The sequence below is a fragment of the Bacteroides faecis MAJ27 genome, assembly GCF_900106755.1.
Classification (GTDB): domain Bacteria; phylum Bacteroidota; class Bacteroidia; order Bacteroidales; family Bacteroidaceae; genus Bacteroides; species Bacteroides faecis.
Genome location: NZ_FNNN01000005.1, coordinates 236,088 through 262,639, shown reverse-complemented (window position 1 = coordinate 262,639; position 26,552 = coordinate 236,088). Strand labels below are relative to the sequence as shown.

At 43.5% G+C, this 26,552-nt stretch carries 26 protein-coding genes; 1 reads left to right on the top strand and 25 read right to left on the bottom strand.

Features of this window, described 5'->3' with window-relative positions:
* Positions 1-125 precede the first annotated feature (125 nt).
* The 4 genes from BLW31_RS06755 to dnaB all read right to left on the bottom strand — a co-directional run bounded on the left by BLW31_RS06755 (position 126) and on the right by dnaB (position 5,647).
* The gene (locus BLW31_RS06755) at positions 126-371 is read right to left on the bottom strand and encodes a TIGR03905 family TSCPD domain-containing protein (protein ID WP_010538324.1); all 246 of its coding nucleotides are present in this window, start codon (positions 369-371) and stop codon (positions 126-128) included.
* A 7-nt stretch (positions 372-378) separates the two neighbouring features.
* Positions 379-1,116 (bottom strand): YebC/PmpR family DNA-binding transcriptional regulator, encoded by a 738-nt coding sequence (locus BLW31_RS06750; RefSeq protein ID WP_010538325.1) that lies wholly within the window; start codon positions 1,114-1,116, stop codon positions 379-381.
* Between the two features lie 35 nt (positions 1,117-1,151).
* The gene (pheT, locus tag BLW31_RS06745; RefSeq protein ID WP_010538326.1) at positions 1,152-3,614 is read right to left on the bottom strand and encodes a phenylalanine--tRNA ligase subunit beta; all 2,463 of its coding nucleotides are present in this window, start codon (positions 3,612-3,614) and stop codon (positions 1,152-1,154) included.
* A 479-nt stretch (positions 3,615-4,093) separates the two neighbouring features.
* On the bottom strand, positions 4,094-5,647 hold the full coding sequence (gene dnaB, locus BLW31_RS06740) for a replicative DNA helicase (RefSeq protein WP_010538327.1): 1,554 nt from the start codon (positions 5,645-5,647) through the stop codon (positions 4,094-4,096).
* A gap of 198 nt (positions 5,648-5,845) precedes the next feature.
* On the opposite strand from dnaB, the gene ispE reads away from it, so the two are divergent.
* Positions 5,846-6,670, top strand: a complete 825-nt coding sequence (gene ispE / locus BLW31_RS06735; RefSeq protein ID WP_010538328.1) for a 4-(cytidine 5'-diphospho)-2-C-methyl-D-erythritol kinase — start codon at positions 5,846-5,848, stop codon at positions 6,668-6,670.
* Between the two features lie 232 nt (positions 6,671-6,902).
* On the opposite strand, the gene galE is transcribed toward ispE, so the two are convergent.
* The 21 genes from galE to BLW31_RS06630 all read right to left on the bottom strand — a co-directional run bounded on the left by galE (position 6,903) and on the right by BLW31_RS06630 (position 26,545).
* Positions 6,903-7,937, bottom strand: coding sequence for a UDP-glucose 4-epimerase GalE (gene galE, locus BLW31_RS06725; RefSeq protein WP_010538329.1), 1,035 nt, complete (start codon positions 7,935-7,937; stop codon positions 6,903-6,905).
* Between the two features lie 259 nt (positions 7,938-8,196).
* Positions 8,197-8,769 (bottom strand): electron transport complex subunit RsxA, encoded by a 573-nt coding sequence (gene rsxA, locus BLW31_RS06720; RefSeq protein WP_010538330.1) that lies wholly within the window; start codon positions 8,767-8,769, stop codon positions 8,197-8,199.
* Between the two features lie 22 nt (positions 8,770-8,791).
* The gene (gene rsxE / locus BLW31_RS06715; RefSeq protein WP_010538331.1) at positions 8,792-9,376 is read right to left on the bottom strand and encodes an electron transport complex subunit RsxE; all 585 of its coding nucleotides are present in this window, start codon (positions 9,374-9,376) and stop codon (positions 8,792-8,794) included.
* Positions 9,377-9,393: 17 nt separating this feature from the next.
* The gene (locus BLW31_RS06710) at positions 9,394-10,107 is read right to left on the bottom strand and encodes an RnfABCDGE type electron transport complex subunit G (RefSeq protein ID WP_010538332.1); all 714 of its coding nucleotides are present in this window, start codon (positions 10,105-10,107) and stop codon (positions 9,394-9,396) included.
* Positions 10,104-11,096 carry an RnfABCDGE type electron transport complex subunit D gene (locus tag BLW31_RS06705; RefSeq protein ID WP_010538333.1) on the bottom strand — a complete coding sequence of 331 codons (993 nt, stop codon included), beginning with the start codon at positions 11,094-11,096 and terminating at the stop codon, positions 10,104-10,106. The genes BLW31_RS06710 and BLW31_RS06705 overlap by 4 nt, the downstream gene beginning before the upstream one ends.
* Before the next feature lie 6 nt (positions 11,097-11,102).
* Complete coding sequence (rsxC, locus tag BLW31_RS06700) at positions 11,103-12,440, bottom strand: electron transport complex subunit RsxC (RefSeq protein ID WP_010538334.1); 1,338 nt, start codon at positions 12,438-12,440, stop codon at positions 11,103-11,105.
* A gap of 24 nt (positions 12,441-12,464) precedes the next feature.
* Positions 12,465-13,394, bottom strand: coding sequence for a Fe-S cluster domain-containing protein (locus BLW31_RS06695; RefSeq protein WP_010538335.1), 930 nt, complete (start codon positions 13,392-13,394; stop codon positions 12,465-12,467).
* Positions 13,395-13,400: 6 nt separating this feature from the next.
* The gene (locus BLW31_RS06690; RefSeq protein ID WP_010538336.1) at positions 13,401-13,826 is read right to left on the bottom strand and encodes a SoxR reducing system RseC family protein; all 426 of its coding nucleotides are present in this window, start codon (positions 13,824-13,826) and stop codon (positions 13,401-13,403) included.
* A gap of 230 nt (positions 13,827-14,056) precedes the next feature.
* A complete protein-coding gene (locus BLW31_RS24385; protein ID WP_008765124.1) occupies positions 14,057-14,149 on the bottom strand; it encodes a smalltalk protein in 93 nt (30 codons plus the stop codon).
* Positions 14,150-14,184: 35 nt separating this feature from the next.
* Positions 14,185-14,706: an HU family DNA-binding protein gene (locus BLW31_RS06685; protein WP_010538337.1), complete on the bottom strand. Its 522-nt coding sequence runs from the start codon at positions 14,704-14,706 to the stop codon at positions 14,185-14,187.
* Between the two features lie 155 nt (positions 14,707-14,861).
* A complete protein-coding gene (locus BLW31_RS06680) occupies positions 14,862-17,300 on the bottom strand; it encodes a GumC family protein (RefSeq protein WP_010538338.1) in 2,439 nt (812 codons plus the stop codon).
* A 12-nt stretch (positions 17,301-17,312) separates the two neighbouring features.
* Positions 17,313-18,110, bottom strand: a complete 798-nt coding sequence (locus BLW31_RS06675; protein ID WP_008766087.1) for a polysaccharide biosynthesis/export family protein — start codon at positions 18,108-18,110, stop codon at positions 17,313-17,315.
* A 19-nt stretch (positions 18,111-18,129) separates the two neighbouring features.
* Positions 18,130-19,206, bottom strand: a complete 1,077-nt coding sequence (locus BLW31_RS06670; protein WP_010538339.1) for a GDP-L-fucose synthase family protein — start codon at positions 19,204-19,206, stop codon at positions 18,130-18,132.
* A 2-nt stretch (positions 19,207-19,208) separates the two neighbouring features.
* The gene (gene gmd, locus BLW31_RS06665) at positions 19,209-20,297 is read right to left on the bottom strand and encodes a GDP-mannose 4,6-dehydratase (protein ID WP_029425586.1); all 1,089 of its coding nucleotides are present in this window, start codon (positions 20,295-20,297) and stop codon (positions 19,209-19,211) included.
* 204 nt (positions 20,298-20,501) lie between these two features.
* Entirely contained in the window at positions 20,502-20,744 is a 243-nt protein-coding gene (locus tag BLW31_RS06660; protein WP_010538341.1) for a hypothetical protein, read from the bottom strand.
* A gap of 161 nt (positions 20,745-20,905) precedes the next feature.
* The gene (locus BLW31_RS06655; RefSeq protein ID WP_029425587.1) at positions 20,906-21,166 is read right to left on the bottom strand and encodes a hypothetical protein; all 261 of its coding nucleotides are present in this window, start codon (positions 21,164-21,166) and stop codon (positions 20,906-20,908) included.
* A 289-nt stretch (positions 21,167-21,455) separates the two neighbouring features.
* The gene (locus BLW31_RS06650) at positions 21,456-22,040 is read right to left on the bottom strand and encodes a WbuC family cupin fold metalloprotein (protein WP_010538343.1); all 585 of its coding nucleotides are present in this window, start codon (positions 22,038-22,040) and stop codon (positions 21,456-21,458) included.
* A gap of 134 nt (positions 22,041-22,174) precedes the next feature.
* Entirely contained in the window at positions 22,175-23,488 is a 1,314-nt protein-coding gene (locus tag BLW31_RS06645) for a DegT/DnrJ/EryC1/StrS family aminotransferase (protein ID WP_010538344.1), read from the bottom strand.
* An 18-nt stretch (positions 23,489-23,506) separates the two neighbouring features.
* Complete coding sequence (locus tag BLW31_RS06640) at positions 23,507-23,938, bottom strand: nucleotidyltransferase family protein (RefSeq protein WP_349102206.1); 432 nt, start codon at positions 23,936-23,938, stop codon at positions 23,507-23,509.
* Positions 23,939-24,131: 193 nt separating this feature from the next.
* Positions 24,132-25,352, bottom strand: a complete 1,221-nt coding sequence (locus tag BLW31_RS06635; RefSeq protein WP_010538346.1) for a glycosyltransferase family 4 protein — start codon at positions 25,350-25,352, stop codon at positions 24,132-24,134.
* Complete coding sequence (locus BLW31_RS06630) at positions 25,349-26,545, bottom strand: ATP-grasp domain-containing protein (RefSeq protein WP_010538347.1); 1,197 nt, start codon at positions 26,543-26,545, stop codon at positions 25,349-25,351. Before BLW31_RS06630 ends, BLW31_RS06635 begins: the two co-directional genes overlap by 4 nt.
* Positions 26,546-26,552: the final 7 nt, after the last annotated feature.

Below are 26,552 nucleotides of genomic sequence, written 5' to 3'. Positions count from 1 at the left end.
GTTACAAAAAAATTAGGTAATAACAAAGCCCGGGCTTGGGAAAGTCTGGGCTTTGCGCATAAAAAAAAGTTGTGCCAGCATTTTGACACAACCTCCAGTGTATATCTTATAAAGGAAAACTTCCGTTAATACCCCATTTCATGCAGTGCATGACACAACTGATCGGGGCAAGACGTCGGTCTGCCACTGCAACGTACTCCTTCAAGCTTTTTGATCACATCTTCCACTTTCATACCTTTTACCAGACGTGAAAGCCCCTGAAGATTTCCGTTACATCCTCCCCAAAAGGCAACTTCCTTCACAACTCCATCTTCTACATTCAGTTCGATGTTTGTGCTGCAAGTACCTTGGGGCCTATAAACATATTCCATAATCCGCTTATTCTTCGCCTTCTTCCGGCTTCATGTTTGTATAAACAGTCTGCACGTCATCAAATTCTTCAAGACGTTCGATCATCTTGTCCAAAGTTTCGCGTTGTTCCGGAGTTACCTCTTTCAGATCGTTTGGGATATAAGTAAAGTCACCGCCGACATCCTCGAAACCACATTCTTCAAGATGTTTCTGAATAGCGGCATAGCTCTTAGGATCACCGTAGATAGTGATTGTTCCTTCTTCGTCATCCTGTTCGTACTCATCTTCTACGTCGTAATCGATCAGATCGAGAATCAGTTCTTCCATATCCATGCCATCCTTTATCTTGAAAGTAAACATGCATTTATGGTCGAAAAGGAAAGCCAATGATCCCATTGTTCCAAGATTGCCACCGAATTTATTGAATACAGAGCGTACATCGGCTACCGTACGAGTGGTATTATCAGTCAATGTATCCACAAAGACAGCAATCCCGTGAGGACCGTATCCTTCGTAAGTCATGCTCTTGTAGTCGCTCTGGTCTTTACCCATTGCGTTCTTAATTGCACGTTCGATATTGTCCTTCGGCATATTCTCACGCTTACAAGTAGCGATGACCGAACGCAATGTAGGGTTATTTTCCGGTTCCGGACCACCAGCCTTCACGGCAATAGCGATCTGCTTACCCAGTCTTGTAAATGTTTTAGCCATGTGCCCCCATCTTTTCAGCTTAGCGGCTTTTCTATATTCAAATGCTCTTCCCATTGGTTTGTATTAATTTTGAATTGTGAATTTTAAAGTTATCTCAATTTCGCACCCAGTTTGTCTTCCAGATTCTTCACCAACTTAGACATGATCTTATCGATCATCTTATCGTTCAGCGTCTGAGTTTCATCCTGAAGGAGGAAGCTGACTGCATACGATTTCTTGCCTGCTTCAAGGTTCTTGCCTTCATATACATCGAAGAGTTCTACTTCTTTCAGCAGTTTCTTCTCTGTCTCATAGGCGATCTTTTCAATTTCGGCAAACTGTATATTCTTGTCAAGCAACAATGCCAAGTCACGTTTCACAGCCGGGAATTTGGAAATTTCCTTGTAGCTGATCTTCACAGAACGGATAGCCTTCATCAGTTCTTTCCAGTTCAGGTCGGCATAATATACTTCATTGTCGATATCAAACGCTTTCAGCAGTTTCTTTGTCACAACACCAAAAGAAGCAAGACGTTTGCCGCCTTTAGTATGAACAGAAAGTGCAGCAGCGAAAATATCGTCAGTCAGATTGCCAACTACCAGATTGTGCAAATCCAGTCCCAGACGCTTCAGTATATTTTCTACATAAGCCTTCAATTCGTATACCGAGCTGTTCTCATCCGGATGTGCCCATGAATTAGCAACTTTCTTTCCGGTTACCCACAACCCGAGGTGATAATCTTCCGAATAGGTAGCCAGTACTTTTTCAGGGTTCTTCTTGTCCGCATCGAAGTAATAGCAGTTACCGAATTCGAAGAATTTCAAATCAGCATTCTTACGGTTGGCATTGTGAGCAATGCTTTCCAGTCCGCCAAACAGCAATGTCTGACGCATACAGTTCAAATCGGCACTCAACGGATTCAACAGCATCACCAGATGGTTGGACGGATAGTTCTCCAAGCCATCGTAATAAGCCGCACGAGTCAGAGAGTTGTTCAATATTTCGTTGAAACCACAGCCAACCAATTGTTCTGCAACCAAATTCTGTAATTTATTTGATTTGTCATGTTCACCTTTGGTAGTCAGACTAGAATTCAGTGTAGTCGGGATTTCTACATTATTGTATCCGTAGATACGGAGAATATCCTCGATGACGTCGCAGTCACGCTGTACATCCACCCGATAAGGGGGAACAGCCAATGTCAGTCCTTCAGCTGTCTCATTCGTGATTTTCATTTCCAGACTGGTAACAATACTCTTGATCGTTTCCACCGGAATAACTTTACCAATCAACGAATTTACCTTCTCATAAGACAAGTCTACCACGAAGTCCTGTGGAGCAGCAGCACATACATCCTTAATTTCGGATGAGATAGTACCACCAGCCAGTTCTTTCACCATCAAGGCAGCCAGTTTCAGACAATAAATCACACCATTCGGATCGATACCACGTTCGAAACGGAAAGAAGCATCCGTATTCAGACCATGACGGCGGGCAGTCTTGCGCACCCATGTAGGATGGAAATAAGCACTTTCGATGAACACATCTGTCGTAGCTTCCGTAGAACCGGAATCCAGTCCGCCGAACACACCGGCAATACACATCGCTTCTTCTTTGTTGCAGATCATCAGATCGCGTTCGTTCAGCTTACGTTCCACTTCATCCAATGTGACGAATGGAGTTCCTTCTGCCAATGTCTTTACAATGACTTCATTGCCTTTGATCTTTCCGGCATCGAAGCAATGTAACGGCTGGCCGAAAGCATGAACGATATAATTAGTAATATCAACTACATTATTGATAGGACGCACACCGATCAGGCGCAATTTATTCTGCAGCCATTCGGGACTTTCCTTCACCGTAACGTCTTTCACCGTAACACCGGCATAGTGAGGACAGGCTTCGCTGTTTTCCACTATTACTTCGATGTCCAGATCGTGGTTTTCTACTTTAAACCCGTCTACTGACGGACGCTGTAAAGTAGCCTGTTTACCATTCTGGATCAGGTAAGCATACAAGTCACGGGCTACACCATAGTGTGAACAAGCGTCTGCACGGTTAGGAGTAATATCTACTTCGAGCACGTAGTCACTCTTGATATTATAATAGTCTTTGGCGAGAGTACCCGGCACAGCTTCAGCCGGCAACACAATGATTCCTGCATGATCGGTACCGATACCGATTTCATCTTCTGCACAAATCATACCTGTAGATTCTACACCACGGATTTTTGACTTCTTGATAGTAAAGCATTCATCACCGTCATAAAGTTTGGTCCCCAAGGTGGCAACCACTACTTTCTGTCCGGCAGCTACATTCGGAGCCCCACATACAATCTGCACAGGTTCTCCGTCTCCCAGATTGACGGTAGTGATATGCAAATGGTCGGAATTCGGGTGTTCTTCGCAAGTCAGTACTTCACCGATCACGAGTCCTTCCAAACCACCCTTAATGGTTTGCACTTCTTCTACACCACCTGTTTCCAAGCCGATTGAGGTCAGCGCTGCAGCCGTTTCATCGGGTGTCAAATCAAAGTTGACATACTCTTTCAGCCAGTTATAAGAGATATTCATATAATTAAATTTTTATTGTTTCTCAAAAAGTTTCGCAAAGTTAATAAGATTTTTCGGTTGACATAGAACGATTTGAGAGAAAAATGTAAAGAGAAGCTAAACTAACAGGGTACCAGACTGTATTATTCTTCAATAAATTCAGGATTAGTGACGGTAGTGACAAAAATAGAGGGAGATATTATAGTATATATAGGAAAATAATTAATTCGAATTTTTATTTTCCATTTTACTAATTATTTATTTTCCTTTATATACTCTCAAACCTGATATTTTCCGTCATTACCGTCACTAACCGGTATCAGAATACTCTCAATCCCTGATACATAAAAAAAGACCGACCGCTCGATTGGAATCAATCAAGCGGTCGGTTTTATCTGTTCAACCGTATCTTTCATTATAAAAGAGCGGTCGATCTTCCCCAATCAAACGGTCGTTTTCGTCCGATCAAGCAGTTGTTTCTATTCCATTATACGATCGTTTTAGAAAGGCAATGGTCCTTCCGTTGCACCGAACGGATTATTCCCCTGCGGAACAAAATCGGGTTCCGGCGGAGGCGGGGCCACAGAGCCTGCATTAAGTTTAGACCCCAGCATAGCACCTGTAGGTTCACCCGGCATCGGTATCACCATATCATCCTCCGGATTAGAGAATCGCGTAAACTCACCTTTAAATCGGAGTAAGACTTCGCCTACCGCACCATTACGATGCTTGGCTATCACAATTTCCGCCATACCGCGAAGGTCGTTACCGCGATCATCCTGATAAATCTTATAATATTCCGGACGGTGAATAAAGCACACCATATCGGCATCCTGCTCGATGGCACCGGATTCACGAAGGTCGCTCAACTGAGGACGTTTACCATCGATACCTTCACGACTTTCCACACCACGATTCAACTGTGACAAGGCTATAATCGGAATATTCAACTCTTTCGCCAATCCCTTCAACGAACGGGAGATCGTACTAACCTCTTCCTGGCGGCTGCCAAATGCCATACCACTCGCATTCATCAACTGAAGGTAGTCAATAATGATGATTCTCACCCCATGTTCACGTACCAGACGACGCGCCTTAGTTCGAAGTTCAAACACAGACAAAGACGGAGTATCGTCCACATAAAGCGGGGCATCCAGCAGGTCTTTCAGTTTGTAGTCCAACTGTTGCCATTCATAGCTTGCCAATTGTCCGCTCTTGATCTTCTCACTCGGAATCTCACAAACATTAGTGATAAGACGGTTGACCAACTGGACATTACTCATTTCGAGAGAGAACAACGCTACCGGATTCCGATAATCAACAGCAATATTCTTGGCCATGGAAAGTACGAAAGCCGTCTTACCCATAGCAGGACGGGCGGCGATTACGATAAGGTCGGAATTCTGCCAACCGGAAGTCATCTTATCCAGTTTCGTAAATCCACTCTCAAGACCACTTAAACCGTCCGTTCGGGCAGCTGCTTTCTGAATCAGTTTATACGCCTCGTCAATCACCGGATTAATCTGCGTATAGTCTTTCTTCATATTCTGCTGGGAAATCTCAAACAGTCTACCTTCTGCCTCCTGCATCAAGTCGTCCACATCCAGCGTCTCATCAAAAGCCTTGCTTTGAATATTACTTGTAAATGTGATCAATTCGCGCGCCAACGATTTTTGCGCAATAATACGGGCATGATATTCGATATGCGCGGAAGAAGCAACCTTGCTACTCAACTGAGTTATATAAAAGGGGCCTCCGACCTCTTCCAGATCACCTCTTTTGCTTAACTGTTCTTTTACCGTCAGGATATCCACCGGCTTCTGATTAACGGCAAGATCAGTAATGGCGGCATAAATCAATTGATGACGATGTTCATAAAATGACTCCGGGCGAAGAATCTCACTCACCAACGAATAAGCATCCTTCTCAATCATTAAAGCACCCAACACCGCCTCTTCCAACTCCGGCGCCTGAGGTTGAATACGACCATAATCATTGACCGGTTGTACTTTAGTTGATTTTGTGTTACGGGAATTTCTTCTTTGTTCAGCCATCTGCCTATATACGATTTTATGATTTACTATTTATGATCCCCGGCCTTCAGACATAGCCAAAGCCGAAAGGGATGACAAAGATAGAATATTATAATGAAGAAAGGATAAGGAAAAATGAAGATTTTAGTAACTTTGTCACCAATAGTATAAATTTGCGACCTATAATTTAAAATTCAAAAATAATAATTCAGAACTTATATGATCACTTTCCCCAACGCCAAAATAAACCTGGGACTCTCTATTACAGAGAAGCGCCCGGACGGATATCACAATCTTGAAACCGTATTCTACCCTGTAGCTCTCGAAGATGCGCTGGAAATCCGGACCTGCCCCCAAGCAGACAACAAGTTCTCTCTACATCAGTACGGGATGGAGATATCCGGCAATCCGGAAGAGAATTTAGTGGTAAAGGCCTATCTGCTGTTGGATAAGGAATTTCACCTCTCTCCCATCGAAATTCACCTCTACAAGCATATTCCTTCAGGTGCCGGACTGGGAGGAGGATCATCGGATGCGGCCTTTATGCTGAAACTGCTCAACGAACACTTTCAACTGAATCTATCTGACGATCAGCTGGAAGTGTATGCCGCGACTTTGGGAGCCGACTGTGCCTTCTTCATCAGAAACGCCCCGACCTTTGCCGAAGGTATCGGTAATATATTCTCTCCCATTTCACTATCTTTAAAAGGATACCAGATTCTGATTATCAAACCGGATGTATTCGTATCAACCCGGGAGGCTTTCGCCAATATTCATCCTCACCATCCCGAATACTCCATCAAAGAGGCGATCAAACGCCCGATCAATGAATGGAAAGAGATATTGATCAATGATTTTGAGAACAGTGTATTCCCCCAACATCCGGTGATCGGAGAAATAAAAGCTGAATTATACAATCAGGGGGCTGTCTATGCTTCCATGAGTGGTTCCGGTTCTTCCGTATACGGCTTATTCGAACCGGGATGTACGTTGCCGGAGGCGGACTGGGGAAGTAACGCATTCAGTTATAAAGGCAAGCTGTAGGAGCAACAAAAAAAACGGTACCACGACTCCCGTCGTAGTACCGTCACAACACAAACACAAAATAAAACACGACAAAACTACTATGCAATCATACCTGTCTATGCCGGAGAGGCATAAGTACCGTTTACTCATATTCACATACTCACAAACAGTTCAAGCTGATTAGCATCTAATAAACAAATCGCATGACCGATTTGTTTAAACTTTTATGTTAATTAAAACAAATATCTTTTCACTGAATACCTCTTTCACGGAGTTTCAGCTGCCAGTTCCATGCAGAGCGTAAAGTATCTTCCAAGGTTTCTACCGCTTTCCATCCCAGTTCCTGATTAGCAAAATCGGGATTAGCCCATACCTTTTCAATATCACCTGCACGACGGCCTACAATCTGATAATTCAATTTAACGCCGGTTGCTTTTTCAAATCCGTGGATCAGTTCCAATACAGAAACACCACGTCCCGTACCAATATTGAATACTTCTACTTTTTCTTTCTGTTTCTGCTCCAAAATGCGGCGGATTGCAATCACGTGTGCTTTAGCCAAGTCAACAACGTTGATAAAGTCACGGATACAAGAACCGTCAGGAGTATCATAATCGTCACCGAATACACTTAGTTTTTCACGGATACCCATCGCTGTCTGAGTCAGATAAGGAATCAAGTTTTGAGGAACGCCATTCGGAAGTTCGCCCAGCAATGCTGTAGGATGCGCGCCAATCGGATTGAAATAACGCAGCAGAATAGCATTGATCGGAGCACCGGAAGCTATTGTATCACGGATAATTTCTTCATTAATCTGTTTTGTATTTCCATAAGGAGATTCCGCTTTCTTAATCGGAGCCTTTTCCGTTACAGGCAACTCATCCGGCTGACCATATACTGTACAGGAAGAAGAGAACACGATGCCTTCTACTCCATGTTTAGGCATTAACTCCAAAAGGTTAATTAAAGAAACCAGGTTGTTACGATAATAAAGCAACGGTTTCTCTACCGACTCTCCTACTGCTTTGCTTGCTGCAAAATGAATAATCGCTTTAATTCCTTTATATTTAGCAAATACGGCATCAAGGCCTGCAAAATCAAGACAATCCAATTTTTCAAAAGCCGGACGGATACCGGATACCTTCTCTATATTGTCAACAACGTCAGCACTCGAGTTTGATAAATTATCGATAATGATTACTTCGTATCCATTGTTTTGCAGTTCTACGACGGTGTGAGACCCAATATAGCCCGTTCCTCCCGTTACTAAAATTCTTTCTTTCATATAATTTTAAAATATGGTTAGTTTTTCGGTTTTCAGTTTGTTTGAGGTACAAATGTATGGAAATAAAATGAAAATGCAATAAACTATTTCAATTTTCTTCGCAGGAAGATGCTTAAGGGATGATCTGCGGGCGATTTGGTATGATGGAAATCCAATCTGGTATAAACCCGGTATAAAGAAAAAAGCCGGAAACGAACTGTCTGCGTATTACCACATGACAGAGTTTCCGGCCCTTTATCTTAATTATCAACTCAGTCTTTTACACGACGCCTGAGAAACCCATGAATGCCATAGCCAGCAAACCTGCGGTAATCAAAGCAATCGGAGTGCCTTGCATCCCTTTCGGTACCTTCACAAGACTCATCTGCTCGCGTAATCCGGCAAACAGTACCAGCGCCAGACCGAAGCCGATAGCAGTGGAGAACGCATACACCACTCCTGTCAGCAAGTCAAAGTCTTTCTGGATGACCAGGATTGCCACACCCAGAATACAACAGTTGGTTGTAATCAGCGGCAGGAACACGCCCAGTGCCTGATACAAAGAAGGAGAAACTTTCTTCAGAATGATTTCCACCATCTGCACCAGTCCGGCAATGACCAGGATAAAAGTGATTGTCTGCAAGTATCCCAATCCGAAAGCATCCAACACAAACTTCTGAATCAGGAATGTAACGATGGTAGCGATAGTCAGTACGAAAGCAACGGCTGCGCTCATACCCATCGCTGTTTCCACCTTCTTGGAAACACCCAGGAACGGACAGATTCCCAGGAACTGCGACAACACAATGTTGTTTACAAAGATTGCCGAAATAAAGATCAATATATATTCCATATTCTTTTCTTATTTAATTGAGTTAGGCTTTCTTCAGGCTATTAATGATTGCAATCAGGTAACCCAAAGCGATAAAAGCACCCGGAGCCAAAACAAAGATCAGCATTCCGTATTCTTCCGGCAGAATAGTCAGGTCGAAAATCTTACCTGTTCCGAGGAATTCACGAACAGCACCCAGCAGAGTCAGGGCAATGGTAAAACCAAGTCCCATACCGATACCGTCAAACATAGAAGCTAACGGGTTGTTTTTAGCGGCAAAAGCTTCCGCACGTCCCAATACGATACAGTTTACCACGATCAGCGGAATGAAAAGTCCCAGTGTAGCATACAGGTCAGGAACATAAGCCTGCATCACCATCTGAAGCAGTGTCACGAAAGATGCAATCACGACGATAAACGACGGGATACGTACCATATCCGGAATCAAATTTTTGATAGATGAAATGACCACATTCGAACAAATCAGTACGAACATCGTAGCCAGCCCCATACCCATACCATTGATAGCAGATGAAGTAGTACCCAACGTAGGACACATACCCAGCAGGAGCACGAAAGTAGGATTTTCTTTGATAATCCCGTTCATCATTACTTTAAAGTTATTCATATCTGTCTCCTCCTTTCTTAGTTGTTAGTGTCATCAGCAGCAGCTTCACTTGCCGGAGCGGTAGCCGGTTCATTTTTCCGGGAAGCACCGCTGGTTGTATCGGCAGTACCGCCTTTATATGCCTGATAAGCAGCATTCACCGCGTTCAGGAAAGCACGTGAGGTAATAGTGGAAGCAGTGATAGCATCTACCTGTCCATTCATATCTTTTGTCACGGCCAACGGAGCGTCTCCCGGATTCATACCCAGGATAGACTTCGCACTTTGCTCGTGAGATACAGCCTGCTCGCCTTTAGCCGGATCATAAGCACCAAACCACTTATCCGCTTTGGAACCCAGTCCCGGAGTTTCGGCATGTGCCAATAAAGAGTAGTTATAGATCTTGCCTTCGGCATCAAAGCCTACCAGCACTTTCAGTTCACCACCGAATCCCATTGACGTAGCCTCTACAGCAGAACCGACCCATTGTTCCCCGTTCTTAGCCGGATAGATAATGAAATCTACGATTTTCTTTCCGTCCTTCTCGCTGAACACCGTATCGCTTTCAGCTACCGGATTATTGGTAAATTCAGGAAGCACCTTTTTCAAAGCCTCGTTCAGCGTTTTCGCATTCGCTTCGGCAATCGGTCCTTTCGTCAATTCATTTACATATGCCAGCAACGCTACAGAGACAGCAGTGACTCCTGTAAGCACCAGCAACATATTCTTTAAAGATGATTGTAACTTTTTCATTTCTTCTTCGCTACCTCCCCAAAGCGTTTAGGTTTACAATAGGTGTTAATCAGCGGAGTAAACGCATTCATTATCAGGATGGCAAATGACATACCTTCGGGATATGCACCGAACAGACGGATAACGACCGTCAGCAGACCGATACAAACTCCGTAAATCAGCATACCTTTCTTACTCATCGGAGAAGTCACATAGTCGGTTGCCATAAATACGGCTCCCAGCATCAGACCTCCGGAGAGTAACTGCAATACCGGAGAAACATACTTTTCAGGATCTACCAGGTGCATAATGCCTGCAAATACAAACACAGTCACAATAATAGAAACCGGGATATGCCAGGTGATAATCTTTTTCCAAAGCATATAAGCCAGTCCGAGCAGCAGTGCCAGCGCACTTACTTCACCGATACATCCGCCGTTCTGTCCGATAAACAGATTCAGCGCATCGGGTATCTGGCTCAAAGCGCTTGTATCGCCATGAATAGCCTGTTTCATCAATGCCAGCGGAGTAGCACCGGTGGTAGCGTCCATATAAGAAGTCAGCTGCCCCACTACCGGCCATGTTGTCATCTGCACCGGGAAAGAAAGCAGCAGGAATACACGTCCCGCCAATGCCGGGTTGAAAGGGTTGCATCCCAGACCACCGAAAGACATCTTGCCTACACCGATTGCGAACAGTGCGCCCAGAATGATAATCCAGACAGGTAGGTTGGAAGGTAAGTTGAATGCCAGCAACACACCTGTAATAACAGCAGAGCCGTCGCAGATAGTTGTAGCAGGTTTCTTCATTAAGAATTTAACGATCGCCCATTCGAAGAATAAACAGGCTGCTACTGAAGTAGCCGTGACAATCAGAGCCCCCAGCCCGAAGAAATAAAGAGACACCAGAAAAGCCGGAATCAGTGCGATCAGCACGCCATACATATTCTTCTGTACGCTGTCTCCGCCATGAACGTGGGGGGATAGTGATACGATTAATTTATTTTCCATACTTCGTTATTTTTTAGCTTGACGTGCACGAATCATAGCTCCTACCTTGCCTTTACCCAGGCGGCAGTAATCAAGCAACGGACGGTTGGCAGGACAAGTGAACTGACAGGAACCGCACTCGATACAATCCATGATTCTTTCTTTTTCCATTGTTTCAAAGTCTCCGTTTTCGGACAAAGCCCCGAGCAAGTACGGCTCCAGTCCCATCGGACAAGCGCTCACGCACTTCGCGCAACGGATACAGGTTTGTGCTTCACCACGTTTAGCTTCCTTCTGATTCATGATCAGGATACCCGAACTGCCTTTGGCCGTAGGAACTTCGATATTCACCAAAGCCTTCCCCATCATCGGACCGCCGCCGATCACTTTTCCCGTATCCTCCGGCAGACCACCGCAAGCATCAATCAACTGCTTCATCGGTGTACCGATACGAGCCAGGAAGTTGGAAGGTTTAGCCACAGATTTACCAGTCACGGTAATCACCCGTTCAAACAATGGTTTATTCTTCTGAACAGCTTCGTAGACAGCGAATGCCGTACCCACATTCTGCACAACAGCTCCTGTAGAGATAGGCAGCGCACCACTCGCCACCTGACGTTTGGTTATCGCATCAATCAACTGCTTTTCACCGCCCTGAGGATATTTCACCTTCAAAGGAACGACTTCGATGCCTGCATAACTGGAAGCGACTTTCGTCATCAGTTCAATAGCATCCGGCTTGTTATTTTCGATTCCAATAAATGCTTTATTTACCTTCACGGCTTTCATCAGAATAGAAACACCTACCATGACTTCCTCCGCATGTTCCAGCATCAGCTGATGGTCGGCAGTCAAGTATGGTTCACACTCTACCGCATTGATTATCACACATTCTGCTTTGAATGAAGGCGGCGGACAGAGTTTCACCTGTGTAGGGAAACAAGCCCCACCCAAACCTACGATACCAGCATCAGCAATCTTTTTCACGATTTCTTCAGCCGAGTATTCACATTCTTTTACCAATGTCTTGCTACGGTCAATGGTTTCTTCCCATTCATCCCCTTCTACATCAATAAAAATAGCAGGTTTTGCATAACCGCTCGCATCGACCACTGTATCGATCTTCGCCACTTTTCCACTGACTGAAGAATGAATCGCTGCCGAAACGAAGCCGGCAGGTTCGGCAATCTTCGTGCCTACCTTCACCATATCACCCTTTGCCACTACCGGTTTGGCAGGTGCGCCAATGTGCTGGCCCAACAGAATAACTGCCTTCGCAGGAACTTCTGCCGTGATGATAGGTTGATGTGCCGACAATTTATTTTCGTGTGGATGAACTCCACCAATTGAAAATGTCTTTAACATACAATTCTGTATTTTATTCTGTTATTATTCTGTAACTTTAGGAGTTTCTGTCGCAACAGTTTTCGGAGTTTCTGCAGCAACCGGCTTTGAAGTTTCCTCTGTTTTCGGCTTGGATGCTTCTTCTGCCTTCGGTTTGCGCGGAGGGAAGTTCAGCTCGATAATCGTGTTCTGCGGACAAACTTCTACGCACTTGCGGCATGATTTACACTTGTTCGGATCGATATAAGCCAGGTTGTTCTCCAGCGTGATAGCTTCGAACGGACAAGTCTTGACACACTTACCGCAGCCGATGCAGCTCACCGTACAAGCCTTGCGTGCTACAGCTCCCTTGTCCTTGTTCACACAAGAGATGTATACACGGCGTGACTTCTTACCTTGCGGGCGAATCTCAATAATCGCCTTCGGGCAAGCCTTCACACAAGCGCCACAAGCTGTACATTTTGCTTCGTCCACTTCCGGAAGTCCCGTTTCAGGATTCATGTGGATGGCGTCGAACTGGCAGGCAGCCACACAGTCGCCACATCCGAGGCATCCGTAGCTACAGCCTGTTTCTCCACCATACAATGAAGCGGCAATAGCACAACTCTTGGCACCGTCGTATTGATTGATACGCGGACGGTTGGCACAGCTTCCGTTACATCTCACCACTGCTACCATCGGCTCAGCTTCAGTAGCTGCCAGTCCGAGAATATCAGCAATTTGTGCCATGACAGGCTGACCGCCTACAGGGCAGAATTTACCATCCAGCGAACCGGCTTTGACGCAAGCATCGGCAAATCCGCTACAACCAGGATAGCCACATCCACCACAGTTTGCCTGGGGCAACACTTCCCCCACCTGGGCAATCCGCGGGTCTTCATACACGGCAAATTTCTTGGAAGCTACATAAAGAATAGCGGCCAGCACGAGCGCTATAGCTCCCAATGAAATCACTGCAATCAGAATCAAATTCATAATGTTCTAGTTATTTATTGGTTTTATAGTAAATGAAAAATGTTGTTTCATTCGCGTTTTATTGAGCCATAAAATGAAATAATAAGGTATAAGAACGGCCAGAGAAAGAAGAGCCGCATACAGTTCATTCCCTATCAACGCCATCAAGACGAATAGAGAAACAATCAGAAGTACAAAAGGAATTATGAATGCCAATGCTACAGCCATCATGCCCATCGACGTTTCGCCGATCACCATCACCCGCTCTCCTGTCTGATAGGAATCAGCCGCAGCATCTGTTATATCTATGATTTTGTCTTTACTATCCGCCGAAGAACAGTGACCTTTTGCGCTACAAGCCGCACAAGCCGACGTCTGAACGATCCTCACCGACAGATGAGAACCCTGTATGTTTTCCACAATACCCAGATGCTTTATAGTATTATTCGTCATTTTGCAAACTCAACATTACAAATCGCGGCAAATTTAATCATTATTTGTGAACTACGAAGCATTCCCTCACTTTTTTCTACATAATAAAATGTTATTTTTTGTGTTTTCGTTATCGCACACGAAAAAGTAACGCCAACTATTTGATATTTTAGCATACAACAAAGCAGGCGGAAAAGTTCTTCCCGCCTGCCTGTCTTATCTAACCAATTACTTTATTTACTGAATGCTGCTTACAATGATGCAGCCTGTACTCCCAGTACTCCGGCAATCGCACCGGCTACAGCAATGATTACTTTCAAAACTACACTCCAAGTTTTCTTCATAGATTTTTCCTCCTTTCTTTTTTAAGCTTTTCAGATTATACAGTCGGATCCGGGGCTTCCTCGTCTCCTCCTCCTTCATTTCCACCACCGCCATTTTCACCATCATCCGGATTATCCGGCGTCACAGAGGCATTCAACTTCTTCAGATATTCATCCAGACTGATCAGATCCAGTTTTTCATCCGCACGGGTAGCTGTCTTCGTGATACGCAGTTCTTTATTTGCCTGAAAGAAGATGCGTACACTGTCCACACTTTTAGCCGTAACATCTTTCGCTGTGTCTGTACCTTTCGAACAGGCAGTCAGCATAAATACACCCAAGCCTTCGATATTCACTGACTTACCTTCCAGAAGTTGCTCCTTCATCTTCTCCACAAAATTCTGAATCACACTCTTGATATCACCAATGGACAAGGAAGAATAACCCTGCATTTTCTGCGCAATATATTTTAGATTGACAGACTGACCTAAGGTGATCAGTTGCGGATAATATTTCTTAGGAGAATTAGGAACACGCGGGTCAGATGGTCGCGTTACGACTTTGTAAATTACACTCATAATACGTTTTTTAAAAGATTCAAATTCAAGTTATTTATTCACGTTTCGTTGATCAACAATGCAAAGGTGAGACTTTTATTTCAGATAACAAAAAGAAAAGCCCCTTGCGGGGCTCTTTTTCTGAGAAAAGTTATAATTCATAGATATTCAGATATTTATCTTTTAGCATCTTGGCCATATCCATAGCCGTAACCATAGCGTTTGCCATAACCGTAATGCTTACCATACTTGCCGTAGCCGTAGTAATAACCGTATTTTCTCTTTTTCAAGTCCACACCGTTGATTACGGTACAAAGATTAGGAAGCTTCTTCTCAATAGACAACTCATTGATCAATGTATATTCGGCTTTATGAGTATAGTCGGCACGACATACGTAGACCGACAAGTCAGCTACACGACCTATCAATAAGGTATCGGTTACCATACCGATAGGAGCAGTATCCATTATCACATAGTCGAAGTGCTTCTTTAAGGTTTCTATCGCCTTGTCCAGCCCGTTACGAGCCAGCAGTTCGGTAGGATTAGGAGGAACAGTACCACCCGGAAGAATGTATAGATTCTGATTCACATCAGAAAGTTGTACCAGTTCCATCAAATCTGTTTCAGGATTGGAAAGATATTGAGTAATACCTTTCTCCTTATTTGAAAGTTGGAATACCTTATTCAGTCCCGGCTTACGAATATCAAGACCAACAATCACCACTTTCTTTCCCAAAAGAGAAAGACTGATAGCCAAGTTTGCCGAAACAAACGATTTTCCTTCTCCACTGACTGTTGAGGTCACAAGGATTACCTTCTGGTCATTATCAAGCATAAACTGAAGATTGGTTCGGATATTACGGAAGGTTTCGCTCATCAGATTGTTCTTATTTTCAAATACCGCAATAGAGCCATTCTTATCATTCTTTTCGTCTGTCAATGGAACATCACCTACAACCGGCACACTCGTTAGTTTCTCTACATCAGCACGACCTTCGATCTTAAATTTTGTCAATTCTATCAGGTAGATAATGCCAACGGGAATTCCAATACCCAATACCAATGCAATCAGATAAATCATAGATCCTTTGGGAGATACCGGAATATCATCAGCTATCGCCTCATCAATGATCTTCGCATTATTGGCAGTAGCAGCAAGTGCAATCGCATTCTCTTCACGTTTCTGTAACAACATCAGATACAAGCCTGCTTTAATCTCTTGCTGGCGGGCGATGCTTACATAAGCCCGTTCTTGCCCCGGAGCATTGCTGATACGACGGGAATAGCGACTCGCTTCACGGTCAAGACTCTCTTTAGTGATCATCAATCCCTGCAAGGTTCCTTCAAGAGTAGCCTGTACATTGGCTTTCATTGCACGGATACTCGTATCCAAATTCACAATCGTAGGGTTATTCTCTGTTGATGTACGTAACAGGCGTTTACGCTCAATAAGCATTTCGTTATAACGCTCAATGGCCCCAATCAAGGCAGCATCCTGCAAACCTACATTACTCGGCAATACTTCGTATTCATTGCCTCGCAAATACTTACGCAAGTCATTCACCAAACTGATTTGAGTACGGTTCTCTACGCTCTTCTTTTCATACTCAGCATTACCGGCCAAGGCGATCTGAGCTTCGCTTGTCAAATCCGTGATGCCTGCATCACGCTTGAAAGATTCCAGATTAGCTTCCGTACTACCCAATTCTTTTGAGATAATACCAATACGTTCATCAATAAACTCAGCTGTTTTCTGGGCAATCTCGTTTTTATCATTGTTCGTATTGCGATTATACATTTCAAGCAACTGGTTGATAAAATCCTGTCCACGCTGCAAACTGGAGTTCTTCAATGAAATCACAGCAACAGAAGTCGTTTTAGAAGTAGGAGCAATAGACAGACTGTTACAATAGCCTTTTGCCACTCTCATCGGTTTATTGATAGTCGCAGTTATATGACGTACGTTCTTCTCCATCCGAGGAACTTTCGTTCCATCCTGCAAAGTTACCGAGTCAACATCTTGAAAGAAAGCCAATGTACCTTCATCAGTCGGAAAAATAGCAGGCAGCTTTTCAAAATGCTTCTGATAGCCCTTTTCACCTACAGTCACATTCACATCCATACTACCTTCAGGCTGTAAGGTCATCTCTACTACCATCGAAGTTTTCAGTTTTTCAGCCTCTTGAGGAGTCAAACTTACTTGTACCGGAGATGTCTTATATAAACCTTTTGCAGGAAAATCATCCTCATCTTTATAGGTTATATACAATCCCAACTGATTAACCACCTCTTTTACCAAGGTTTTCGAACGTAGAACTTCCAACTCATTATCAATGTTTTTAGAAGATGTCATCAGACCGCTTAAACCTATATCCTCCAATTCCGAAGAAAGTCCTGCACCTCCACCCTTCTTCTCGTCTTTTATCAGAACTGTAGCGGAAATATTATAAATGGGTGTAGCCCAGTGCAAATAAAACCATGCACCAACAAAACATAGCAACACAGCACCTACAAACCAGGGCCAGTGAATGATGTATTTAAAAAGCAATGCCCGGAAATCAATTTGCTCCTCAGTCATTTCAGGTCCTTTCCCGTTTTTATTTTCTTCCTTCATAACTCTTTCTTTTTATTTCAAGATGTTAAACAATAAACTGGCAATAGAAACAAGGATCGAAGTAGCAGAGAACCACAAACTTGTACTAGTTCCGATATCCGAATTTCGAGCTTTTGCCTTATTGGGAGTTACGTAAATAATATCATTCTGTTGCAAATAATAATAAGGAGAAAGGATAGTCTCCGCTTTATTCAGATCCAAAGGAATAATTTCCTGCTTACCATTGGCATTCTCTCGTATCAGCTTAACATCATCACGTAGACCATATACGGTCATATCACCTGCCATAGCCAAAGCTTCCAGGATGTTCACCTTTTCATTGGAAATCGTAAATGTACCGGGACGGGCAACTTCACCAATCACGGAAATCTTATAATTTACCATACGTACCGTTACAATAGGAGTTTCCGTAATATAAGGTTTCAACTTTTCTACAATCATCTGTTCAGTTGCCTTCTTTGTCAATCCGCCCACATGAAGTTCACCCAATACCGGAAAGTTGATATTACCTTCATTATCCACCAAATATTGCTGCAGGACAGGCTGAGTAGTCGTATAATTCAAAGCAGCATTACTCTGCGTAGCCACTGTCAGATTAAAAGGCGCAGCCAGTTCAGGACTGGTACACGACACTACAATAGTCAACAAGTCTTTGGGCATGATCTTTGCATCATATAACTGTTCGTTCTGCGTACTATACAAAACGACTTCTGCATCCTGCAAGTAAGGCACCTTTTTATAAGACTGACAAGCTGTAAGAAGCAGGATCAACAACAGTATTAAAACATTCCTTCCGTTTAATTTTTCCATAATATATAAATTATAAAACTTAGACACCTTTCAAATACCATTCATAAAGACGCTCGATTCCTTCATCAATCTCAACCTTATGATGCCAGCCTAAACTGTGTAACTTCGATACATCTGTTAATTTACGCATTGTACCATCAGGCTTTGAACTATCCCAAAGAAGGATACCTTTAAAGCCAATTTCCTTCATAATTATTTCAGCAACTTCACGGATACTAACTTCCTTACCTGTACCAACATTGATATGGCAGTTACGAATGTCTCTACTGCCTGTAACATAAGTATCTTTGAAATCAACGTTCAACAGTACATGAACGCTCGCATCAGCCATCTCTTCACTCCATAAGAATTCACGCATAGGTGTTCCGGTCCCCCAAAGTGTAACCGATTCAGGAGTAATACCAAATTTTGCCAATTTATCCAATATTTCAGCATCAGACTCACTACCGGTCACACCTTCCACAGGACGCAAGTCAAGGTCTCTACGAACGGCCTTCCAGTCACCTTCGTTTAAACATTTAGCCAGATGAATCTTGCGAATCATGGCAGGAAGAACATGACTGTTTTCCAAATGGAAATTATCATTTGGACCATAAAGGTTGGTAGGCATCACGGCGATATAGTTCGTGCCATACTGAAGATTGAAGCTTTCACACATCTTCAAACCAGCAATCTTGGCAATGGCATAAGGCTCGTTCGTATATTCCAAAGGAGAAGTCAGCAGAGCGTCTTCCTTCATCGGCTGTGTCGCATCACGGGGATAAATACAGGTACTGCCCAGAAAAAGCAGTTTCTGTACGTTATGACGAAAACTCTCACCGATCACATTCTGCTGAATCTGGAGATTCTGATAGATAAAATCGGCACGATACTGCAAGTTTGCAAGGATACCACCGACATGCGCAGCGGCAAGGACAACTGCATCAGGCTGTTCTTCATCAAAGAATTGTTTTACGGCTACGCCATCAAGAAGGTCCAGTTCTTTATGAGAGCGTCCTACAAGATTCGTGTAACCACGACGCTGCAAATTATTCCAGATAGCGGAACCCACCAGACCATGGTGTCCTGCTACATAAATCTTCGTATTCTTATCCATTCTTATTCTTCTCTATTCATCAGTTCTTTCATGTGAAGCTTCTTCACAAACTTCATATCATGCGATACCATGATTTTTACCAGTTCGGGAAAAGAAGTCTTGGTAGGATTCCAGCCAAGTAATGTACGGGCTTTGCTAGGATCACCCAGTAACTGCTCAACTTCAGCAGGACGGAAATATTTAGGATCGACTTCAACCAGAACCTCTCCCGTCGATACATCAATGCCTTTCTCATTCACACCTTCACCATCCCAACGAAGTTCAATGCCGACTTCTTTGAAAGCCAGTGTCGTAAATTCACGTACAGTGTGGTATTCTCCAGTAGCAATTACAAAGTCTTCAGGAGTGTCATGCTGAAGAATCAGCCACATACATTCTACATAATCCTTAGCGTATCCCCAGTCACGAAGTGAGTTCAGGTTTCCCAAATAAAGTTTGTCCTGAAGACCTTGCGCAATACGGGCAGCAGCCAATGTTATCTTACGGGTTACAAAAGTCTCTCCTCTACGTTCACTTTCATGATTAAAAAGGATTCCGTTTACAGCATACATGCCATAGCTTTCACGATAGTTCTTGGTTATCCAAAAACCGTATTGTTTGGCTACTCCATACGGGGAACGGGGATAGAATGGAGTAGTTTCCTTCTGTGGAACTTCTTGGACCAAACCGAATAGTTCAGAAGTGGAAGCCTGATAAATCCTTGTCTTCTTCTCCATTCCAAGGATACGGACAGCTTCCAGCATGCGAAGTGTGCCGATAGCATCCGCTTCAGCTGTATACTCCGGTACATCAAAAGAAACTTTCACATGGCTTTGTGCGGCCAGGTTATAAATTTCATCCGGTTGTACCTGCTGGATTATACGGATCAAGGAACTGGAATCCGTCATATCTCCATAATGAAGATTAACCAAACGCTCCTTTTTCATGTCACGTACCCACTCATCCAGATAAAGATGCTCGATACGTGCGGTGTTGAAAGAAGAGGAACGACGAAGGATACCATGGACTTCATATCCTTTTTCTATTAAAAACTCGGCTAAAAATGAACCATCCTGACCGGTGATTCCTGATATTAAAGCTATCTTTTTCATTTTATTCATTAATATTTCATTTATAGTATATACATATTTTATCAGCCATACCCCCATTTTTCCTAGCTAATACAGCAAATAGTCCCATTCAAAAGAGTCAAAGTCAACCTTCTCACCATTAAAGCAAACATTACTATAACTCTCCTCAGAACGCTTCAAGAACATATCTTCCTTCTTGATGAATTTATAGAAGCCCTAAACACTTTAACTTAGGAATTGTAATGAAGGTCGCGGACAACCTTCACCAGAATCAGAAGTCATTGAATATTTTGTCGTTTGAGAAAGCTTTAGGTTATCATCTAGAGCGTCAGGATCATCGTCATCAAAGTAATCGGCAGTCAGCTGGTCATCATCCAAGATATGCTCAAAAAAGCGTTGGAACATATCATCCGGTGCCATTCCGTCAAAGTCATCTCCATCTATTTTTGAGAGTTGAACAACCGACATATCCGATTACCGCCAAATCTCTCTCTTCCTTCCAAGATTTTTTCAGGACGAAATCGAGGTGAGATACAAACAACTCCCGCAGTTCATCGGCCATCAGCAGATTCTCCTTCCGCGTCTTCTTGTCATAACACACAGAGACTAGAAAAAATATCTTCAAGATATTATAGGTCTGGCAGGAAGCTTTTACCACGGGGAGTATCGAGACCCGTCTTGACGAACTCCCAGACCAGTTCCTTCACACAAAGCTTTTCCAATTCCTCTATCGGATTTGCCTTGGCGTAGGAATCGATTTTATCAATCATGGTAAGTTTACTCGCTGATTTACCAACGGACACACCAAGGAAAACAGCAATCCGGAAAAGTGACTCCTTATGGACAAGATTCAGATTGCTACGGTATGTAAACGATGTTATACCCATCATCTTTTTATGGGAAATGTAGGAGAAATTCATTGTGGTCGATATTAGTAGACTTCTGTCAAGTCGCAGGTATTAGCCCTACTTGTGCTGACAGATAAACATTACTTCTTCAATGTTTCGAAAGTTTCAGCGGCATCTTCCTCGGCAATCCGCATGCAGCGAGCGACGTAATCCTGATGTCATTAACTGCATTGAACCCGAACGCTACTCCATTTCAACAAAGTCAGCTACTCGTTTTTTCAATTCTTCTGTAATCATAATAAAGTATCAATTAAGGGGTTAAATTATTCTATCAAAGCTCTTTCATAACTTGCTCACATCTTCGAGTGGGAACATTGAGCATACGAGAAACGTATAAAGGGAGAGTTGCATCCATTGAACCAGATTGACGTTCCATACCAATGAGATACTCGATGTTTTTCTTTAGGTCACCAAGTGAGTTTGAAAATGACTTGTTATCGGTTGTTTTTCCAGTCAGCTTTGCTCTGTACTCGTCAAGTGTTTCACTGCCATCCTCGCCATACTTACCGTCTTTTGCTTCGCAGATAACAGAAGGGTCAAGAATCTCTACAGTATGCCATGCTCCAGTAGGTACTACACAACCAAAACTTCCTACGGTAGAATTCAGATGAATACGGTCTTTCTCGTTGCCATCATTATCATAGATAATCTCCACGAGCTTGCCACAAATTAGGATAGCATTTTCGTTTGAATTGGAATAACGATGAATCGGTACACTGGTTCCTAGCATGAGGGCATTGAGCATACGCTGCCCACTATTATCTGGATTACAAAGATCAAAACTATGACGAAGGCGAGGATTTACCAAAGCCCTGTCAAACAGTTCTGATATTAGTTTCTTATCTATGTGTATCATAGTTATCCGTTTTTTCTTGCAGTTGCACAATCATCGTAACAAGACTTATCTGTCTTTTGAGACCAGAAAAGGTATATGTTAATTTTGCAAATACCTCCCATAAGTTTTTTGAAATTGGCCACAATGCCAATAGCTTACAACGATTTGACGATATCCACGAAATTCTCCATCACATACTCGACATCCTCCATAGTCATGCAAGTGTTGAGCGGGAGGGTGATCTCATTCTCGAACAAGTTATAGGCATTAGGATAGTACTTGATGTCGAAGCCGAGAGCCATGTATGCAGTCATCATAGGAAGTGGCTTGTAATGTACATTAGTAGCAATGCCTCGCTCTGCCATCTGCCCAATTACATGGTTAGCCTCTTCACGGGTGCGACCTTGCAGACGCACCAGATACAAGTGATGCGATGAGCAATGATCCTCAGCCTTATGGTTCAGATAAGCTACCTGATGGCTAGTGTCAAGGTTAGCGTTAAGATCATCAATAGCCTTATTCATATAGGCCACATACTCTTCACGCTTCTTCAGCATCTCAGAATAGCGTTCGAACTGTACCAAACCCATAGCAGCCATTATGTCTGTCATGTTGCACTTGTACCATGGGCCGATAATGTCGTACTCCCATGCACCTAACTTAGTCTTAGCCAATGCATCCTTGTTCTGACCATGGAGAGAGAAGAGTTGTGAGAGGCGGTAAATGAACTCATTCCAGCTTTCATCCTCGATAAACGGCACAAGACTTCCGCAATACATCTGCTGACGCTCTACCTTCTCACTACCGAAAGCCAAGTTCCAAGTCATTGCGCCACCCTCTGCTGTCGTGAAGTTCTTCACCGCATGGAATGAGAATGAAGAGAAGTCCGCAATCTCACCTGCCATCTTGCCGTGGCGAGAAGCACCAAACGAGTGCGCACAATCGTTAGACACCACGATACGACCAATCAATTTCTGTATATCATTCTTAGGAGTGAATTTTGCCAAAATCTCAGGACGAATCACAATCTCCTTGATCTTATCCACATCTGCACAAATACCAGCCAAGTCAACAGGAACAATCACCTTAGTGCGTTCCGTGATAGCTGCAGCCAACTTCTCGTAGTCCATCTCAACATTGTCCTTCTGCGAGTCTACCATCACGATGGTAGCACCTACATGCTGAACAACCGAAGCTGATGCTGTATAAGTGTATGCAGGCATGATAACCTCATCGCCAGGACCCACACCCAACACACGCAACACCATCTCCATGGCAGCCGTAGCAGAGTTCAGACATACCGTCTTATCTGTGTGAACGTATTCAGAAATTATCTTCTCCAGTTTCTTAGTACGAGGGCCAGTCGTAATCCAACCACTCAGAATTGCATCACGAACTTCATTAGCTTCAGCTTCCGTCATATCTGGAGGCGAAAAAGGAATATTCCTTCTTCTCAAATCTGTACTCATTTTTATTTGTTTTTTAAGTTATTGATCAAATTTGTTTCTATTCTTATTTCCATCCATTCCGCTTCCGAACTTGTTTTGCAAACGCTCGTTCTTACGATAGTTAAACAGCACTATAAGGCAGAAATACACTTCCACATCGGGGAATATATGATAGTCAATGTGATGGTACTGCATACGGATATAGTCATCCTCCCTGTCTATCACATACTTAGCCACTAGCTTTCTATCTTCAAACAACCCCTTCGAGGCAATGGGACTGACCCATATATCAATGTTTCCTGAAGTACGTAACTGGGGCTGTGGATAATAGCAGGCATTAGCTTGCCCCTTCAGAATACAACTCCTAAAACTATCCTCCGCTAGCATACGAGTAATCTCCTCACAATGCTCATCCACCAACAAGTTTTCTTCCTGAATGTATGCTGCCATTCCAAGCCACTGCATTTTCAAGCCGATGGGCAAATAGACAGTTTGCTCAGACTATTCCTCATACAGCCTTTGCCCACTATGAAACGAAATACCTGTTAGTCCTTGCTTTTCCGAAATCTCATTTATCTCCTGCCATTCCATTGCCGAAGAAACATGCGACAATACATCGCGAGTACCTATAGCAACTAGAGTAACTCGAAAAATAATTCATTCATTAGTCTTTCACTACAGACTTTATCACATCCACATACTTCTGTGTACCCACCTCACGAGTGAGATTATTCAATACGAACTGACGACCGTTCTTGCCGTACTCTTTACAGAGTTCGCGATTGAGATACAGTGTAAGTATCGACTTCTTAAACTCCTCTTTATCGCCCGCCTTAGTGAAGATGCCGCAGCTATTATCTTCAAGGATGCTCTTGAGTTCATTCTCATCGAAATTGGCCAGTACAGGACGACTTGCCGACATGATGCTCCATGTCTTTGAAGGCACAGATGCCGAACCCGTTCCGGGCTTAGAAATCACGAGAGACGCATCACCCAACGAGAATACATGACTAATATCCTCATATGGTTGGAATGGAAGTATATGTACATTATCTATATTTCTCTCAGCCACCATTCTCTTCACCTCGTCCAGATAAGCCCCCGTACCCACAAGAACAAAGTGGATGTCAGAATTGGATGTTTTTAACTCCTCAGCCACACTTAGCAGCATATCCATGTTCTGAGACAACCCAATGTTACCGTTATATGTAACATAGAATTTACTCCTGTCTAATCCATACATCTCAAACAGTTTGTTCTTCTCCCTCGGAATATCTACCACTGCATTCTGATCCACCCAGTTATACACCACAACAATCTTCTCCTCAGGAACACCCTTCGCCAAAAGATTTTTCTTGAAGTCCTCAGAAATTACGATAATCTTATCTGCATACTTGTAGGTAATCTTCTCCACGATGCGACCAATTTTCCATACAAGACTCCCCCCCTTCGACAGTCCGTTGTTCACTAGGGAGTCAGGAAAAATATCCTGAGCATTATACACCGTTGGCTTTCGCTTCAGCCACTTAATCAGCGGCATCTTTAATCCTTGTATTGGTGGAGTCGAATCGATAAACGCAACATCATATTTCTTCCATATACAGTAGTGAAGTAACATCACCTCACCTATCACATAGCGCAATGCTCTCAAAATAGGATTTTTACCCTCGCCATACAAATGGAAGCGGTGGATGCGCAACTTGCCATCCACATCTGTTTCATATCGCTTCCATTTTGCACCCTCTGGCACAGCTCGCGTAGGGGTAGGCGTGTATAGATCCACCTCTAAGTTCTGCTCGGCACAAGCATGAATGATGTTGTCCGTCAAGTAGAGGCTTGCTGCCGTCTCAGGCAAGTAATATGAACAGGGGAATACTGCTTTCATACTGTCTCCAACTTTACTTCGTTAATCAATCTCTCTGCCAACGCAATGGCTTTTTGGGGAGTCTCTTCGGTCACAATCACGTGACCGCTTCTGCATAGACTGCTCGTCACCTCTGGAATCATATCGCCCTCCTTGTGGTAAATCTCCCAGAGATACACACGAGAATCATCCAGCACCTCGGTGTTCTGTATACTTACCAATTTTCCAGGCTTCGGGCAGAAATAGCGGATGCAGACTCCATGTTTCTCCTCTGAAGACTCAAGACATGGCGCTATACCGAGTGCGCAATTGATAGCAGCAGCCACCATATCTACACCCGTACTCAAATGGGTCAATTCAGTAGAAATGAAATCACCACCAAGGCGAGCTCCAATCTCCATGATATAAGCCTCACCGTTCTGAACTTTTACCTCTGCATGGCATGCACAGTTCATCACGCCCAAAGCTTTCACACCAGCTACTGCAGCGTCCTTAATTGAATCCACAGTATATTGAGGGAAACAAGAAGGCTGATTATGACCCAACTCCACAAAATAGGGAGCCTCTGTTGTCTTCTTATCTGTTACTGTCAGCACATTTACTTCACCATTCCAAGCAATGATTTCCACAGAGAACTCAGGCCCTTCAACAAACTGCTCAAGCATAACACTCTTATCACGTGATTTCTCTTTAGCACGATTGAATAATTCAACAAACTGAACTTCAGAGAGTCCTTTCTGTATCTTTGCAATCCCACGTGAACCACTATTTCGAGAGGGCTTAAGAATGCCATCCTTAGGCAATTCCTTACAGAAACACTTCCAAGCTTTATTTGCATCCTCAAAACAGAAAGACTTCGGTGAAGGGGCATTGCCCCTCTCAAATGCCTCACGCATTAGATGCTTGTTCGTCGCACGAATCGCCTGTAACTTGGTGATGCCCGACAATCCTAACTCCTCATTGAGACGACCCATCACATTCATGCTCACCTCCGAGCAAGGATGAATCACACCATCAATACGTTCCTCACGTGCTACACGAAGCACATCCTCCTCACTGGTGATGTTCACCACCACAGCTTTATCTGCATGTTGCAAACCTACGGCATTCGCATCGCCATCGGCAGCAATTACATATATTCCCATATCCTTGGCCTTCTTGATGACAGGCACTTGCAAGATGCCTGCGGCCAATACCAATAGTCTTTTTTGCATAATATTC